This window comes from Paenibacillus sp. sgz302115, from assembly GCF_056120445.1.
Genome location: NZ_JBVYOK010000019.1, coordinates 1 through 17,185 on the forward strand (window position 1 = coordinate 1; position 17,185 = coordinate 17,185).

The 17,185-nt window shown below is 52.3% G+C and carries 16 protein-coding genes; 3 read left to right on the plus strand and 13 right to left on the minus strand.

The genetic code is table 11. The annotated features are described in order from the left end of the window. Positions 1–204, plus strand: a 204-nt coding sequence (locus AC0LWN_RS25665; RefSeq protein ID WP_474670405.1) for a hypothetical protein, incomplete at its 5' end; no start/stop codon positions are given. On the opposite strand, the gene AC0LWN_RS25670 is transcribed toward AC0LWN_RS25665, so the two are convergent. The 10 genes from AC0LWN_RS25670 to AC0LWN_RS25715 all read right to left on the minus strand — a co-directional run bounded on the left by AC0LWN_RS25670 (position 201) and on the right by AC0LWN_RS25715 (position 12,249). Next, entirely contained in the window at positions 201–1,523 is a 1,323-nt protein-coding gene (locus AC0LWN_RS25670; protein WP_474670407.1) for an amidohydrolase family protein, read from the minus strand. The two genes, AC0LWN_RS25665 and AC0LWN_RS25670, sit on opposite strands and share 4 nt — an antisense overlap. Positions 1,524–1,535: 12 nt before the next feature. Then, on the minus strand, positions 1,536–2,957 hold the full coding sequence (locus tag AC0LWN_RS25675) for a Zn-dependent hydrolase (protein WP_474670409.1): 1,422 nt from the start codon (positions 2,955–2,957) through the stop codon (positions 1,536–1,538). Continuing rightward, positions 2,954–4,231 carry an imidazolonepropionase gene (gene hutI / locus AC0LWN_RS25680; protein WP_474670411.1) on the minus strand — a complete coding sequence of 426 codons (1,278 nt, stop codon included), beginning with the start codon at positions 4,229–4,231 and terminating at the stop codon, positions 2,954–2,956. The genes AC0LWN_RS25675 and hutI overlap by 4 nt, the downstream gene beginning before the upstream one ends. 1 nt (position 4,232) lies before the next feature. Then, a complete protein-coding gene (gene hutU / locus AC0LWN_RS25685; protein WP_474670413.1) occupies positions 4,233–5,912 on the minus strand; it encodes a urocanate hydratase in 1,680 nt (559 codons plus the stop codon). A gap of 230 nt (positions 5,913–6,142) precedes the next feature. Beyond that, a complete protein-coding gene (gene hutH, locus AC0LWN_RS25690) occupies positions 6,143–7,696 on the minus strand; it encodes a histidine ammonia-lyase (protein WP_474670415.1) in 1,554 nt (517 codons plus the stop codon). A gap of 126 nt (positions 7,697–7,822) precedes the next feature. Next, positions 7,823–8,284: a histidine utilization transcription antiterminator HutP gene (gene hutP / locus AC0LWN_RS25695; protein ID WP_474670417.1), complete on the minus strand. Its 462-nt coding sequence runs from the start codon at positions 8,282–8,284 to the stop codon at positions 7,823–7,825. Positions 8,285–8,522: 238 nt separating this feature from the next. Continuing rightward, positions 8,523–9,542, minus strand: a complete 1,020-nt coding sequence (locus tag AC0LWN_RS25700; RefSeq protein ID WP_474670419.1) for a TolB-like translocation protein — start codon at positions 9,540–9,542, stop codon at positions 8,523–8,525. Positions 9,543–9,650: 108 nt separating this feature from the next. Continuing rightward, complete coding sequence (msrA, locus tag AC0LWN_RS25705) at positions 9,651–10,604, minus strand: peptide-methionine (S)-S-oxide reductase MsrA (protein WP_474670557.1); 954 nt, start codon at positions 10,602–10,604, stop codon at positions 9,651–9,653. A gap of 29 nt (positions 10,605–10,633) precedes the next feature. Then, a complete protein-coding gene (locus tag AC0LWN_RS25710; RefSeq protein WP_474670421.1) occupies positions 10,634–11,920 on the minus strand; it encodes a cellulase-like family protein in 1,287 nt (428 codons plus the stop codon). Positions 11,921–12,063: 143 nt separating this feature from the next. Next, complete coding sequence (locus AC0LWN_RS25715) at positions 12,064–12,249, minus strand: hypothetical protein (protein ID WP_474670423.1); 186 nt, start codon at positions 12,247–12,249, stop codon at positions 12,064–12,066. Between the two features lie 173 nt (positions 12,250–12,422). On the opposite strand from AC0LWN_RS25715, the gene AC0LWN_RS25720 reads away from it, so the two are divergent. Further along, positions 12,423–12,830 carry a hypothetical protein gene (locus AC0LWN_RS25720; protein ID WP_474670425.1) on the plus strand — a complete coding sequence of 136 codons (408 nt, stop codon included), beginning with the start codon at positions 12,423–12,425 and terminating at the stop codon, positions 12,828–12,830. A gap of 2 nt (positions 12,831–12,832) precedes the next feature. Next, positions 12,833–14,119 (plus strand): ammonium transporter, encoded by a 1,287-nt coding sequence (locus AC0LWN_RS25725; protein WP_474670427.1) that lies wholly within the window; start codon positions 12,833–12,835, stop codon positions 14,117–14,119. A gap of 59 nt (positions 14,120–14,178) precedes the next feature. Here AC0LWN_RS25725 and AC0LWN_RS25730 read toward each other — a convergent pair whose 3' ends face one another. From AC0LWN_RS25730 to groL, 3 genes are all read right to left on the minus strand, one after another. Continuing rightward, positions 14,179–14,739, minus strand: a complete 561-nt coding sequence (locus AC0LWN_RS25730; RefSeq protein ID WP_474670429.1) for a hypothetical protein — start codon at positions 14,737–14,739, stop codon at positions 14,179–14,181. A 35-nt stretch (positions 14,740–14,774) separates the two neighbouring features. Continuing rightward, positions 14,775–15,371 (minus strand): DUF1643 domain-containing protein, encoded by a 597-nt coding sequence (locus AC0LWN_RS25735; RefSeq protein ID WP_474670431.1) that lies wholly within the window; start codon positions 15,369–15,371, stop codon positions 14,775–14,777. A 127-nt stretch (positions 15,372–15,498) separates the two neighbouring features. Further along, positions 15,499–17,130, minus strand: coding sequence for a chaperonin GroEL (groL, locus tag AC0LWN_RS25740; protein ID WP_474670433.1), 1,632 nt, complete (start codon positions 17,128–17,130; stop codon positions 15,499–15,501). Positions 17,131–17,185: the final 55 nt, after the last annotated feature.

The following is a 17,185-nucleotide window of genomic DNA, read 5'->3' on the forward strand; positions in this document are numbered from 1 at the left end:
GGCCGTGCTTTTGCCCCCGGCTTCCTTCAGATTCCACCTCGCGATGGACACCCTTGCCCTTGGCTAACGGTAGGCGCTTGCCAGCCCCCGCTCGGGACTTTCACCCTAGAGATGACGCCCATGCTGGGCGTACGCAAAAAACGAAGAAGCGACCCTTACGGTCACTCCTTCGCCTTCTCTTTTAATCTAAGGTCTGAGCCTTAGATCAGGTTATCCCATTTCTCAAACAGCCGGTCCACGCGCCCGCCGATGGCGGACTCGGATACGGTTAGTATTTTCCCCTGCTCAAAAACGATCTTCCCGCCCACAACTACCGTTGTTACGGCTCCGGGCTGCATAGCATAGACCATGTTGGCGAACAGCTCTTTCTTGGGTGCCAGGGAGAGGTCGTGAATGTCCAATGCGGCAAAATCGGCATGCTGTCCGGCCTCAATCGACCCGATCGGCATCCGCAGGATATCACCAGCGCTGGAGGTGCCCATGCGGTAGACCTGTTCTGCGGTGATGCAGGTGCCGTCCAAGCGGCTGACCTTCTGCAAAAGCGCACACATCCGCATCTCCTCATACACGCTGGTCCGGTTGTTGCTGCAGCCGCCGTCCGTTCCGAGTGTCACTCTGACCCCAGCCTGAAGCAGATCCGGTATCCGGGTGACTCCGTCTGCCAGGAACATGTTGCTGGATGGACAATACGCCAGCGAGCCGCGTCTGCGGCCGATCAGCTCAACTTCGGAATTCTCCAGCCACACCAGATGAATCGCGATCATCCGCTCGTCGAGCACACCCAGCGAATCCAGGTAATGCACAGGCCGAAGCCCGTAATCGCGCAAAATCTCCTCTACCTCGAACATCTCCTCGGCCACATGGATGTGGTACGGCGTATCCAGCTCCACCGCCAGCCGGTGACCTGCCTGGATCATCTCGGGGGAAGCCGCATGCGGACTGTGGGGTGCCGGGTGAATGGTGACCATAGGATTCCCTTGATATTTCTTGGCAAGTGACCGCGTACGCTCCACCGCTTCAGGCACCGTCTCCCGGTAAGACAGCGGCGCACCTGCCCAGTCATACATCGTGCGGGCAAAAACAAGGCGGATACCCAGATCGCCCGCCGCCCGAATGACCGCTTCGTCATAAGCAGTGCCGCCGTTATGCACATAAAAGAAGTCACACACCGTCGTCACTCCGTACCGCAGCATTTCCCCAAAGGCAAGCAAAGCCCCGGTATAAATGGCCTCTTCATCCAAAAGCGGCGAATACCGGTACAGCGCCTGATCCCGCCATTCCAGAAAGGGCTTATCGACCGCAATCCCGCGCAGCAGACTCTGGAAGGAATGATTGTGCGAATTGACGGTGCCGGGGACGATGGCTTTGCCCTCCCATGCGATGTGCCGGGCATCCGGGTAACGCTGCATTAATTCTTCGCGGCCGCCCACATCCGTAATTTTCCCGTTTTCCACCAGTAAAGCATAGTCCTGCTTAAACTCCCCCTGCGTGTATACCGCGTCTGCTGAATATAAATCGCGCAATGGCTGATCCTCCTAATGGTTCAATTCTTGGTCCAGTGTGAGAATGGACTGCAGCAATACGTTGCCAGCCTTCTCGATATCCTCTATCCGGCTTTCCTCTTCAGGACAATGGCTTTTGCCGCCCAGGCTGGGTACAAACAGCATTCCCGCTCTGGTCAGAGAAGCCATATGCGTGGCATCGTGACCGGCCATGCTGCCGAGCTTCAGGCTGCTGTAATCCAGCTTCGCCGCCAGTCCGGCGCACAAATCAATGACCAGGGAATCCATCGGCTCAGGGTTTTGATCCAGAATCAGACGCCGTTCCAGGCGCAGGCCACGGCTATCCGCAATGGACAAGGCAAGCTTGCTCCATTTCTCCAGCACCTCCTGGATTTGTGCGCGCTGCTCCCCTCTGATCTCCAGGTGAAATTGGACCTTTTCCGGGATAATATTCGCCGCATTCGGTTCATTGCTGATCCTGCCAATCGTGCCGACAACTTCATCCGCCTGATGGTTCCGGCAAACGGCTTCAAAGGCCAGCATGATTTCGGAAGCACCCATAAGCGCATCCTTGCGGTCACCCATGAGCGTCGTCCCGGCATGATTTGCTTCGCCCACGACAGTAATCTCTTCACGGTAAATGCCCGTTATCGCCGTTACGATCCCTACAGGGATATCGCGGTCAAGCAGCCTTTTTCCTTGTTCTATATGAACCTCGAGAAAAGCTGCCAGCTCCTCCGGCTTCCGCCGCGCAGCCCCGAAATGCTCAGGATCACCGCCCGCCTGGCGCAGCGCCTCCGTGAGCAGCTCGCCCTGAGCATTGCGGACGCCCGCGAGATCCTTCTGCCCTAGCTTCCCCGCCACCGCCCTGCTGCCAAATGTGGACAGGCCGAACGGATTCGGCTCCTCAGCGCTGAAGGACACCAGCTCCAGGGGGTGGCGGGTAATGACCTTGTTTTCCTCCAGTACGGTCATGACCTCCAATGCCAGCAGCACACCCAACGCACCATCATATTTGCCCCCGTTCGGAACGGTATCAATATGGGAACCGAACGCAATCACGGGGAGGGCGACAGCAAAGGAATGGGGAAATGTAGCGCCGCCTGGATTGTCTGATGCCGCTGAGCTGTCCGGAGCACCTGACAAGTCTGGACTACCTTGAGCAGCTAAGCCGTCCGAGGCATCTACGTCCCCTAACCCCTTCCTCACGGCCCAAATGTTTGCCGCTGCGTCTACCCTAACAGCCAAACGCAAACGGAGCAGCTCAGTCTTGAGCCATTCCCGCGCAGCCAGTTCAGCCGCAGTAAACGTGGTCCGGTCCAGTCCGCCTGTAGCCTCATTCAGCCCGAACAGCCCTAACTCCTGGAGGTTGCGCTGAAGCCGGGAAGCATTGATCCGCAGTTCATTCTTCTGTGGCTCATGCTTCCCCAGCCCGTTTTTCTCCAGCTCCTTCATACGAATACCCTCCTTCCGCCCTGAATAACGATTTCTCCCTTTTTGAGCACGGTATCCACTAGATTAACCGCATAGTGATACTGCAAATAGAGATAGTTAGGCGCGTCGAACATCACAAGGTCAGCCTGTTTGCCGGCTTCGATGCTGCCAATAGTGCTGGCCCGGCCAATGGCATGAGCAGCATTGATCGTACACGCAGTCAGCACCTCAGCCGGTGTCATTCGCATCGTCAAGCAGGCCAGATTCATAATAAAAGGCAGCGATTCCGTCGGTGACGAGCCGGGATTCCGGTCCGTCGATAATGCGACTGGCACCCCGGCAGCGATCATCGCCCGGGCATTGGCAGGCTGGGCCATCAGGAAAAAGGCTGTGCCCGGCAGAAGAACAGCGATCACCCCGGCCTCTGACATCCGCTTAATGCCCGCTTCGGAGGCATGCAGCAGATGGTCCGCTGACACGGCTCCAAGCTCGGCAGCCAGCTCCGCTCCCCCGTATGACACTAGCTCGTCGGCGTGGATTTTCGGCTTCAGCCCCCACTTTTGCCCAGCCAGCAGAATGTCCCGGGACTGCTCCACGGTGAACACACCCTCTTCACAGAACACGTCGCAGAACTCGGCCAAACCCTGCCGGGCCACCGCCGGGATCATCTCCTCGATAATGGTTCGGACAAAAGCATCTGGGTTCCCTTTATACTCTACAGGCACAGCATGAGCGCCCATAAACGTTGACACCAAATCTACCGGATGTGAAGCGTTCAGACGCTGCGCTACCCGCAGCTGCTTCAGCTCCTCCTCCAGCCGCAAGCCGTACCCGCTCTTGGCCTCGATGGTCGTTACTCCATATTCGAGAAAGCGGTCCAGCCGTTTCACGGTTTCGGCCATCAGCTGCTCCTCTGACGCTTCACGGGTACGCTCGGTGGAATAGAGAATTCCGCCCCCGGCATTCAAAATATCCATATATTTAGCACCCTGCAGCCGCATATTCAGCTCGAACTCCCTGGAACCGGCAAACACGACATGGGTATGCGGATCAATCAGCCCCGGGGTTATTGTTTTGCCTTCCGCAGACATCACCGTAACTTCCCGGTCCCCGGAATGCTCCGCCACATAACGGCGGGCCTCTTCGCTGCTGCCGACGAAGGTGAAAACTCCATCTTCAATGACGATGCCCCCGTCTTCGATCAGGCCAAGCTCCTCCATCTCCTTGCCTGTCTTTGGCTTCGTACTGGCTCCGCCAAGAGTGGCTATCTGGGCTGCGCTATGAATGTAGATCATGTTACAGCTCCTTTTCCGGGCCGCCCAGCATGGGCATGCGGATTCCCATAGTCTTTGCCGTCTCTACGGCAAGCGGATATCCGGCATCCGCATGACGGACAACACCCATGCCCGGGTCTGAGGTCAGCACCCGCTCCAGTCTGGCTTCCGCCTCTTTCGTTCCGTCCGCTACAACAACCATCCCGGCATGCTGGGAATACCCCATACCCACACCCCCGCCGTGGTGAAGCGATATCCAACTAGCCCCTGCCGCCGTATTGACCATCGCATTCAGGAGCGGCCAGTCGGACACGGCGTCGCTGCCGTCCCGCATAGCTTCAGTCTCCCGGTTCGGAGAGGCCACAGACCCGGCATCCAGATGATCCCTGCCAATTACGATAGGGGCAGACAGCTCCCCGGAAGCCACCATGTCATTGATAATCCGGCCAAATCTTGCCCGTTCGCCATAGCCGAGCCAGCAAATGCGGGCTGGAAGCCCTTGGAAGGAAACCTTCTCCTGAGCGAGGCGTATCCAGCGCTGCAAGCCTTCGTTCTCAGGGAACTCCCGCATAATCGCGGCATCGGTCTTATAAATATCCTCAGGATCGCCAGATAAGGCTACCCAGCGGAACGGCCCCTTCCCTTCGCAAAATTGCGGGCGGATATAAGCCGGCACAAAGCCAGGGAAGTTGAACGCCTGCTTTACGCCTTCATCATAGGCGACCTGACGGATGTTGTTGCCATAGTCGAACGTAACCGCCCCTTTGCTCTGCAGCGCAAGCATGGCTTCGACGTGGCGGGCAATGCTTTTCTTCGCCAAGGCAACGTATTCCAGCGGCTTCTCAGCTCTAAGCTGTCTACCCGTCTCAACGGAATACCCTGTTGGTATATAGCCGTTCAGCGGATCATGGGCCGAGGTCTGATCGGTCAAAATATCCGGCACAAAGCCCTGGGCAAGCATGCGCGGCAGCAGCTCCGCCGCATTGCCGAGGAGGCCGATGGAGAGCGGACGTCCTTCGCTTTTGGCGGCTTCAGCCATTGCTAAGGCTTCTTCCAGCGTCTCAACCAGGACATCGCAATACCGGGATTGAATGCGTTTCTCGATCCGGGTCCGGTCCACATCAATTCCGATGAACACTCCGTCATTCATGGTCACAGCCAGCGGTTGCGCGCCCCCCATTCCGCCAAGTCCGGCACTGAGGGTGATCGTTCCTTTGAGTGTACCGCCGAAATGCTGTCTGGCACATTCTGCAAAGGTTTCATAGGTCCCCTGCACAATCCCCTGCGTACCGATATAAATCCAGCTTCCGGCCGTCATTTGCCCGTACATCATCAGCCCTTTTTGATCCAGCTCGTGAAAAGTCTCCCAGTTCGCCCATGCCGGAACCAGGTTGGAATTCGCGATCAGAACCCGCGGAGCATCCTGATGCGTACGGAAGATGGCCACCGGCTTGCCGGATTGAATCAGCAGCGTCTCATTGTCCTCCAGCGTTTGCAGCGAGTGTACGATAGCATCAAAGCTCTCCCAGTTGCGCGCAGCCTTGCCGATTCCGCCATAGACGACCAATCGCCCGGGGTGCTCCGCCACTTCGGGATCGAGATTGTTCATCAGCATGCGCAGCGCGGCTTCCTGCACCCATCCTTTGGTATTCAGCTGCTTGCCCCTTGGCGCGCGGACGACTCTTGCTTCGTGTAAGCCCATATTCGTTGATCTCCTTTCGGTTAGGTGATGGAAAAGCTGAACTTGCGAACTTCCAATTCGGGTATGGTCGTAACTGCGGTGATGTTTGGACTTCCGGCCGCTGTTGTCTCCAGATTTCTTTGATTTGACTGCTTGCAGCAGTTGAAATCCGGAGACAAAGGCGGACGCTATCGCTCCTACAGTTCCAAAATCCCCTCCGTTACTCCAACCCTTTTGTTAAATTTTCAACCTCAGCTTTTATAAGTATGAAAAGGCACAAGTGCAAATAACTCCTCCAGCACACCCGTTTCCTTCATCCACTCCGCTATGGCGGCGAAATCACCGGAGAGCACCCGGTCCGCGTCTACAAAAGAAACCTGCTCCCGGCAGCGGTCATACAGCCATTTCGTTCCCTGGCCGGGCTGCTGCGGACTTCTGAAGTCGATGGCCTGCGCCCCGCACAGCAGCTCAATCGCCAGCACAGCGTAGGCATTATCCACAATTTGCTTCGCTTTCCGCGCACCAATCGTGCCCATGCTTACATGATCCTCCTGGTTGCCGGAAGAAGGGATGGAATCCACACTGGCGGGATGGGCCAGTGATTTATTCTCCGACACCACAGCCGCCGCCGCATATTGCGCGATCATGAAGCCGGACTGCAGGCCGCCGTTCTTCGCGAGGAAGGGCGGCAAGCCTTCGTTCAGATGCGGATTGACCATCCGTTCAATTCGGCGCTCGGAGATATTCGCCAGCTCCGCTGCGCTGATCGACAAATGGTCCATTGCCAGCGCAATCGGCTGCCCGTGGAAGTTCCCGCCGGAGATAACCTTCTCTTCATCGGCGAAGATAAGCGGGTTATCCGTCGCCGAGTTGATCTCAATCTCCAGCTTTTCCGCAATATAAGCCAGCGCATCGCGGCTCGCGCCATGCACCTGCGGTGTACAGCGCAGCGAGTAGGCATCCTGCACTCTAAGCTCCCCTTGATGGGTCATGAGCCTGCTGCCAGCGGTCAAATGGCGGATATTATCGGCCACCTGCTTCTGCCCTTTATGCGGGCGGACAACATGCGTTGCCGGATCAAAAGCTTCCTTGACCGCACGCAGCGCCTCGCAAGTCAGTGCCGCCGCGCAATCGGCCCAGTTCGCCAGATTGAGCGCATCCCAGCAGGCCAGCGTGCCGACTGCAGTCATCACTTGCGTGCCGTTAATCAGGGCCAGCCCTTCCTTGGCCTCCAGCACGATTGGCGTAAGCCCCGCCTTCGCCAGCGCCCCCGCGCCAGGCATACGCTGGCCCTGGTAATAAGCCTCGCCCTCGCCAATCAGAACAAGCACCATATGCGATAGTGGGGCCAAGTCGCCGCTTGCGCCCAACGAGCCTTTTTCCGGGATCACCGGCACTACGTTCCGATTGAGCATTTCAACCATTAGCTGGATAACCTCCAGACGAATGCCGGAGTAGCCGAGGGACAAGGCATTGATTCTTAATAAAAGAATAGCGCGGACGACATCCTCGGGCAGCGGCGCGCCAATCCCGCAGCTATGGCTACGGATCAGATTGAGCTGCAGCGCCTTCGTATCCTCCGGGGAGATGTACGTATCGCTGAATTTGCCGAAGCCGGTGGTCAGGCCGTACACCACCTTTTTCTCCTGCAGCAGCTTCTCCACATATTTGCGCGTATGATTAACTTTCCGGCAGCTTTCCTCACTTAGATCGACATTTTTGTAATGACGGGCTACCTGGACAACTTCCTCAATCGTTAAGGAATTGCCATGAATGATTACGGAGTGATTGGCTATTTCCAACATGAGCTTCACCTGCTTTACGAGTAATAGAAAAAGCCCATACCCTAATAAGAGGTACCGGCTTCTATATCACTAATAACTAAATTACGGCTTAATCCGTTTAAGGCGCTTCTTCAAAAGCTACTGCCACTAAATGTGATTAAAACCAAAGCCAATGGCTTCATGCTCAAACCCTTTTTTGGGTGCACCGATTGTACCGTAGGCACAGACTGCGATCCACTCGCCTTCATGCGGGCTGTCACCCAGCCTGTTTCCCCTTACAATGGCAAAAGTAAGCCCCACCGTACGCAAAATATCACCGAATTGCACAATTCCGCGGCCTATGCTCTGAATCGTTTCAATGATGGCATGATAGAGCGAGTGAACTTCACGGTAGGAGTTCGCGTCGATAATATGATTGTTCTTGGCCGCCGTCTCAATGGCAGCAATCACCTTGATCATATCCATAGCACCCACCCGGCCAATCGTGTAGCGGAAATCCCGCGAATCCAGCTCCTGCTCGACAACTTTTTTCCATTCATGCTCCTGCAGAACAGCCAGCAGAATGGCTAATTTACCAATTGGAAATGATGATGCCAGAGGTTCCCCCATACCGTAATTCTCCTCGATTCTTGGGCTTGATTTGTGTGATTTGATCCAAAAGCATAAAAAAAATGCAACTGAAACTAGGAAACGCACGTTTCCTGATTTCCCAGCCACATTCTGTTGACTAAAAACTATATATCGCTGAGTAGAATATATACTTGCCGGCCCCTTTTGTCAATCTGACATGTGATCTTATATAACACTGGCCATGAAATAATATATGCCTTAAATGCAGCGATAGGTGCTACTCTTTCACAATCATTAATTTGAGCTCATTATAATGTTCGAACACCAAATACCCTTTTATGCTGCCCAAGTAATAGCTGGCTGACAGGTCGCCGTTCCCGACTTGGCGCAAGCCCGATCCGTCAGGCCGGATGGCGAACAATCCTCCTAAATCCGATTCCTCACTATCCACCGTAAAATAAACCCAGCCATGCAAAATATCCACCGGCTCGATAACCCAATCTTTTACTTTTCGTACCGTCTCTTTGCCCTTGTTATACAAATGCAGATAAGAGTTGCCGCTCTCCTCATCCCGCTCAGTGAACATGAAAATATCAGCATCCCTGTCTCCCAAATAGTCCGAATAGTTAACCTCATATTGGGATACTGATTCCTCGAAATCCTGCTCTGCCTCTTCCGGGTCAATATACTGTTCTCCTGCAGCAGGCCATTTCTGCCGAAGCAGTGGAAAATAAAGATACGGGAGTGACATATCTGCACTGCCAAAATAATAACGGTAGCTTTTATCTCCTGTGTCCATCATTGCCGGGTTGATTCTAACCGCAGGCTTTTTGCCATCCAGCGCCATCCGGTACACACCTGTTTCGGTAGTCATGCTGCCCGTAAAATAATAGATGCTGTCATTTTTGAGGTTAAAACCATCTATTCCCCCTGTAAAGGTTAGACGCGTTACTGCTTTGGAGGGCATCTCCATCTTGTAGATATCACCAGACGGATAATTTGTGTACTTCAAAAAATAGATAGTTTTATCATTTTCAAATAACACATTTTTGTACTCTCCTTTAAGCACCGGATAGGTTTTCACCTGGTCAGGAGTTGCCACTGTCTTATACAGCCCCTGCTGATACTTCGCCCAGTAGATTGTCAGCGGCACCGCAGGATTCGTATAGGCTATCTTACCAACTCTAATGCGCAGCTCCGGGGCATTGCTAAGATCTGAAACTGCTTTGGCGTCCACAGTCAGAACCGGGGAAGCCAGCACGGTAGCCAGTAATAGCAATAGTACCCTTTTGATCATATTCTCTCCACCTTGTCGTTTAGTTGCAGATACTCAAAGCCTGGCTAAAGTATCGTTCAACTACTCATTCGACATAAGGTATTATTTTCCTCCATGTCCATATAACAACTATAGATATCGCCCCAGTCCGTTCGCCTCCAGCTCCGCCTCCGGAATAAAACGCAGCGCGGCGGAGTTCACCCGGTAATGCAACTTGGCCGGCTCCGGCCCATCGAAGAATAAATGCCCAAGGTATGCCCCGCTCAGCCTGCTGCGCAGCGCGGTCCGCACCTCGCCGCCGCTGTAGTCGGCTTCCCGCCGGATCAGCCCTTCGGCAATCGGTGCAGTAAAACTGGGCCAGCCGGTGGCGGAGTCGAATTTGTCTGCCGATCGAAATAACGGGTCGCCGCTGATCACATCGACATAAACGCCTTCACGGAATTCATTCCAGTACGCATTCTCATACGGCGGCTCTGTCGCCTTATGCTGCGTAACCTCATACTGCAGGCGGGTCAGCCGACTCTTCAGGCGTTTTTGATCCTCAGGGCTGTTCCAGTGCTTTTCCAGAAATTCGTCCCGGCCTGAGCCCTTCAGATAGAGCTTATAATCGAGTGGATGGGTCTTATAATAATTCTGGTGCAGGGCTTCCGCAGAATAGAAGGGACCAGCAGAGAGAATCTCCGTCACAATCGGTGCCTTGAATCTTTTACTCGCCTGAAGCGCCGCCTTAGACAACTCCGCCTTCTCCCGCTGCTCCTCACTGTGCACAAAGATCGCCGTCCGGTAGGAATACCCCCGGTCCATAAATTGTCCGCCCCTGTCGGTTGGATCAATAAGCTGCCAGTAAATGTCCAGCAGACGCTCATACGGGAACAGCTCCGGCTCGAATGTAATCTGTACAGCCTCCACATGCCCTGTCGTTTCTGTACCAACTTCCTCATATGTCGGATTCTCCGTGTGCCCGCCCATATACCCGGATACCAACGAGACGATGCCCGGCAGTTCGTCAAAGGGCTTGACCATGCACCAAAAGCAGCCGCCCGCAAAGGTGGCAAGCTCCGTTCTGTTCTGTGTTTCGTTCAGCACGCACAACTCCTTTCAAGGTAACATGGCTACTCTGAGTTCAAAATAAACTGGTTCCACTTACGCTGCCAAGCGATATCCGCCCAGAACGGATGATGCGGCGCACAATTCGAGCACAGGATCATCCCCCAGAAGCCCAGGGACATCCCTTTGCGCAGCGCGTACTCAGCGATAAATTTGCCAACCGGCCCCTCTTCGAAATTGGCATACAGCGGCGTATATCCCAAATAGCCCTCTCCAATAACGATGGGAAGGTTCGTATGCCGCGCAAAGTCTTCAACCTCTTCGAACCTTGTATCTATCTTTTGCAGCATGGCGAGCTTATGTGCCCCGTAACGCTCATACAAAAATAAATCCCACTGCTCCGTATCTGCCCAATCATGCAAGTAGATGAGCTTCAGCCCCACAGGATTGCCCTCCATCCGCCATTCCTGTCCAGGAGGCAGCTTCCACTTTTCAAATGGAGGCGCTTCCGGTCTAAGCAGGGACTTTACGAACCCATTGGGAAAATCCGCATGTTCATCGTTGATCCCCGCCAGATCCATAAGCTCGTCCAGCATCCCTTTCACATAAAGGTGAAAATGGGCCACCTGCATGTTCTGGGCAACGTAGGCTTTCGGGTACGCCTCATTCAATGTGTAGCTGGTGCTGATCAGCACATCCGGGTGCTGTTCACGGAGGAAGGCAATCGCTTCCTCAATATAAGGCTTCATGGCTTCCACAACCTTCGGCGTTGCCGTTTCAGGGATGCCTTTTTCCAGGGCCACTGCGGCCAGTTGTCCGAATTCCACCTCGTTATGCAGCTCGGCATAGGCAATCTGCCCGGAATAGCCATGCTCTTTTACAAACATGATTAGCTGGTTCATAGACCTGGCGAGGGCCATAAACCGCTCCTCCGGCGGAATTGCCGCAAGCTCGTCGCGCAGCTCCGGGTGTGCAAGAAAGCTTGGACTTTGCTGATACTCCCAGGAGGAGAGAATAAGATAACAGCCATGCTCCTTCGCCTGATGAAACAGCTCCAGCAACTGCGCATGTCCGTCAAGCACCGCTCCTCCCTTGCAGTTATACCATCGGGTACGCGCTCCCACTTCTCCCAAATTTCCTAGCTTCAGCAGACCCGGCCTCTTCCCATGCTCCGTAAACAGCATAAACGGCATCGCGCAAATCCGCACGGTATTATAGCCACGCTCCACCGCTTCCTTAAATCTTGCCGCCAGATCATGGTACGGCTCCCCGGGCAGGGTCATCGTATACCAGGAAAAGTCCCACATCGTAATCGTTAATTTACGGGGCAATGCTCTGAATAATGCTTCCATGCCGCTATCGCTCCTGTCATTAAAAAGTTCAAATCTCTGCAACATAACCCTACAGAAGCGGGAGAAAAAGAACAATGGACGATTCACGGCTCGGGATGGACTATGTTCTTGCACTTGTGGTTATTCCGGTTCTGCCTATGCTCCTAGTCCTCAAGCTTGTCCAGTTCAGCTTCCAGTTCAAGCAGCTTGTTATTCGCTTGGTCTAGCAACTCTTGTAGTCCCGCTGCTTTAGCCCGCTTGATCTCTTGCTTGACGTCCTCAATCTGCTCTTCCAGATAGAGAATATCGGAGGCATTTCCTGAGTTACGGGAGATCTGTGAGTAGGTCATAATCATCATCCTTTCTATTAGGAATATTACTTCTTAACAATCATATGCGCTATCCCTGATGATCTTAAAACCGCCAGAAAGCCTGCTGCGGCGCTTGGTTGTAAAAACCTATTGACTTGTATTTGTATTGTCCATATAATCAGTCTATGACTTTTCATGTAAGGAGACCTGACATGATAATTGTGGATGAAGTATACCAAAATGTTGTTTATCGCCTATCTACAGAGGAAATAATACAACTCATTGAACGCCTGAAAGCCAAGAAAGAGGAAGAAATCGAAGCGATTAAAGATAAAATTAACAAGTATGAACAAAAAAGGCAAGCAGAAGAGGCGATGTACCAATCCCTCTCCCCGATCCGCAAATGGTTTGCAGGACATCCGGCGAGCCACCACACAGCCGTAGAATATATAGTTCACGTAAAAGACCGTTTTAAACAAATAGACAGCATTAAAAGAAGCATTCAGGAATTGAATCAGGTCTTGCTGCTTCTGAGTACTCATCCAGCAACGGAAGAGATCCCGCTGTCACCTGAGATCATACGTGAAATCAAATCCATTAGGGGTATGGAGGCACTATAGAAATGAATGTAACGCTGGAGTCGCTGGGCGGAGGACTGGATACGATTTGGGTTGTTTTGAGCGCCGCTATGATTTTGCTGATGGAGGGCGGTTTCGCCTTGCTGGAAGCCGGTTTTGTACGATACAAGAACAGTGTGAACATCATCATGAAGGTGTTCGCCGATATAACCTTAGGAACGCTGATTTTTTATATTTTCGGATTTGGACTCATGTTCGGAAAAGACGCCGGCGGACTGGTGGGCACAAGCGGCTTTCTGCTTGGCGGTGATCTCTCCAATCTCCATTTCACCGTCTCAATCGACACCTTCTGGCTCTTCCAGGCAGCCTTTACCATTGCTGTTATCTCCATCGTGTCGGGCGCGGTTGCCGAGCGGATTAACTTCCGCGCTTACCTGCTGTACATCATTTTAATGACCGGCCTGATCTATCCCTTAGGCGGTCACTGGGCCTGGGGCGGCGGCTGGCTGAATCAGCTTGGTCTGCAGGACTTCGCAGGCTCAGCAGTCATTCATGCGCTTGGCGGATTCTCTGCACTGGCGGCGGCTATCGTCATTGGCCCAAGAAAGGGCAAATTCAATCAGGCCGGGAACAGCACCGTTGCCCTGCCGAGCAACCTGCCGCTGGCTTCCGTCGGCGCCTTCCTTCTCTGGTTCGGCTGGTTTGGCTTTAATGCAGGAAGCACCTTAAGCGCTACCGATGTAAGGATCGGGCACATCGCGATTACCACCATGCTGTCAGCGGCGGCTGGCGGCGGAATCACCCTGATCTACACCTTGTTCCGCTATCAACGCTCGGACGCTCCATCTGTTATTAACGGTTCGCTTGCCGGTCTTGTGGGAATTACCGCCGGTTGCGCGTTCGTCAGTGACGGAGCGGCCATCCTGATCGGCGCTGTGTCCGGCCTGCTCATGATGGCAGCCACCAACTGGCTGGAAGCACGCCGTATCGACGATCCGGTTGGCGCCTTTCCGGTGCATGCCGTGTCCGGCGCTTGGGGAACAGTAGCCGTAGGCTTGTTCGCCACCGATGGAGGACTGTTCTATGGAGGCGGCTGGCATCAGCTCGGCGTACAGCTCCTAGGACTGGTTGTACTGGCTGGCTGGGGATTTGCAACCACCTGGTGTGGTCTGAAGCTGATCGGCAAGTTGGTACACGTCCGTTCAACTGAGGAAGAGGAAGAACTGGGTCTCGATATCAGCTATCACGGCATGATGGCCGCCCACCGTTCTCCTGAATTTATTGAGCTTGAAGATCATTACCTGGCGGATGATGATAGATCTCTTCGTTAGAGGGCTGGAGAGAAAAAATAAATATTATTTAAACGCCCCGTCCAACTTGGGCGGGGCGTTTAAATTTCCACAATATAGAATTTCCTCTCCTCAGTTAGATCAACCCACTCGATTGAATATGTCCCTGAAAGGGATATACACTCTTCATTTTTACCTTGTCCTGTTGGCTTATAAATATCACCTCCGATTATCTTATCCCCCCGGAAATAGTTGTATATTCCATTATTATTCTTACCCACATAAAATGGTTTGTCCGACACAAGTGCAACTGAAGCTGTCTTTATAAATCCTCGATTCTTTAGCTGCTCCATAAATTTTATATCTTTAACAAAGGAATACATTTGCTCAGGATACTGACCATTTAAGGGATGTTTCAACTCTATGGCATATTTCTCGTCCATACTATCTGAAAAGATTGAAATATCAATCTCCTTCTTTATCGTTTGATTATCCTTAGTGAAAAATGATACATTTCGCTCAAACTGGACTTTATAATCAGGCAAAACTCTTCTTAAATAAATTCCTAGCTCATGTTGAAAGCTGAACTCGTTATAGATCGCAACTTGATTAATTAGTACATTCTGAAAAAAAACCTGAATTAATTTTCTTAGATTTAACAACTCGTCTCACCACACTTCTCTTGTCATGTGTCTTCTTAGTATCTAACAAGTTCTTCAAATTCCAACCAGGCATTATTTGTCGCGGGATGGACAGGATATTTCGTATTTGAAGGGTACTTGTATATTTTAGATGCATAACGTTTTAATCTTCTCTCTACCATAGAAATTCTTTGATCATATTCCCTCTTACTTCCCTTAATATTATTTTTCGCTCCCCATCCAACAGCTACTATATCTACTTCGGGACGATATCTTTTAAGATAACTCCTGATAACTTTATCATTTAAACGCCAATCGGAATTTGGCGCAACAATATCAAAAATTGATTGATGCGGGATGTTTGAAAGATAAGTTGCATATAAAGCTGCGAGGTTAAGAATAACAACTTTTGAGAAGCCACGCACATAAAAGTACACACAAACCTTGTTAACAGTCTTATCAGACTTAACTCTACCATTAATAATTTTACCTGCTTCGCTTGGATTTTTAAGTATTACAATAGCAGTGGGACCATCTTCCGGTCTATTTTTGAATGGTACTTCTATTGCGTATCTCCATTTGGATTTTTTCAACTGACATGGATTGGATCTAATATTGCCGATGTCTATGTGTGGGCCAAACCAATATTCCATCTATATCCTTCCTCTCCCGATAAAAAAAGACACCCTAGAGTTTCCTCTAAGATGCCTCTTCTATAAATGTGGTCAAACAGTGCGTCCCTATCGGGAAACCCTTGATGCTACAGGCTTTTCAGCCTTATTACATCATGCCGCCCATTCCACCCATACCGCCCATATCTGGCATGCCGCCGCCTTTTTCAGGCTCTGGCTTGTCAGCGATAACCGCTTCGGTGGTCAGGAACATTGCAGCTACGGAAGCTGCGTTTTGCAGCGCGGAGCGTGTTACCTTGGCAGGGTCAACGATTCCGGCTTCGAACATGTTCACCCATTCGCCGGTAGCAGCGTTGTAGCCGATGCCAACCGCTTCTTTCTTCAGGCGGTCAACGATAACCGAGCCTTCTTCACCAGCATTGGCAGCGATGGTGCGGATTGGCTCTTCCAGTGAGCGCAGCACGATGTTCACACCAGTCTTCTCGTCGCCGGAAGTTTCTACGGCTGCTACTGCGTTATATACGTTGATTAGAGCTGTACCCCCACCGGATACGATACCTTCTTCAACCGCAGCGCGGGTTGCGTTCAGGGCGTCTTCGATGCGCAGCTTACGCTCTTTGAGTTCAGTTTCAGTTGCAGCGCCTACTTTGACAACGGCTACGCCGCCAGCAAGTTTAGCCAGACGCTCCTGCAGTTTTTCTTTGTCGAATTCGGAAGTGGTTTCTTCCAATTGGGAACGGATTTGGCTTACGCGTGCATTGATGTCCGCTTTGTCGCCGCTTCCGTCTACGATTGTAGTGTTTTCTTTGGTTACGCGCACTTGACGGGCGTTACCCAGTTGGTCGATGGAAGTGCTTTTCAGGTCAAGTCCAAGCTTCTCAGTGATCACTTGGCCGCCTGTCAGAGCAGCGATATCCTGCAGCATAGCTTCACGGCGGTCGCCGAAGCCAGGAGCCTTAACAGCAACAGCGTTAAAGGTTCCGCGCAGCTTGTTCACGATCAGCATTGCTTGAGCTTCGCCTTCGATATCTTCAGCGATGATAACGAGCGGACGCGCCTGTTGAACGATCTTCTCAAGCAGTGGCAGGATTTCCTGTGTGCTGCTGATCTTCTTGTCAGTGATCAGGATGTACGGGTTCTCCAGCACAGCTTCCATTTTGTCCGTATCGGTGATCATGTACGGGGAAATGTAGCCGCGGTCGAACTGCATGCCTTCTACCACTTCAAGCTCAGTCAGGAAGCCGCGGGATTCTTCAACAGTGATAACGCCGTCTTTGCCCACTTTTTCCATAGCTTCAGCAATCAGCTTGCCCACTTCTTCGTCAGCAGCGGAGATTGCAGCTACTTGTGCGATGGCTTGGGAATCTTCAATTGGTTTAGCGATGTTTTGCAGTTCAGTTACAGCAGCTCTAACCGCTTTGTCGATCCCTTTGCGGATAACCATTGGGTTAGCGCCTGCAGTTACGTTCTTCAGACCTTCGCGGATCATCGCTTGAGCCAGAACAGTTGCAGTTGTAGTACCGTCACCGGCTACATCGTTGGTTTTGGTTGCTACTTCTTTAACGAGCTGTGCACCCATGTTCTCGAATGCATCTTCAAGCTCGATTTCTTTGGCGATGGTTACACCGTCGTTAGTGATCAGCGGACTGCCGAATTTCTTCTCCAGCACCACGTTGCGGCCTTTTGGTCCAAGTGTAACTTTTACGGCGTTTGCCAAAGCATCAACCCCACGCAGCATTGCGCGGCGGGCATCTTCACTGAATTTAATTTCTTTTGCCATTGTGTAATTAACCTCCTAATAATTTTGTTAGCGTTACTTCCCGAGTGACTTCGTT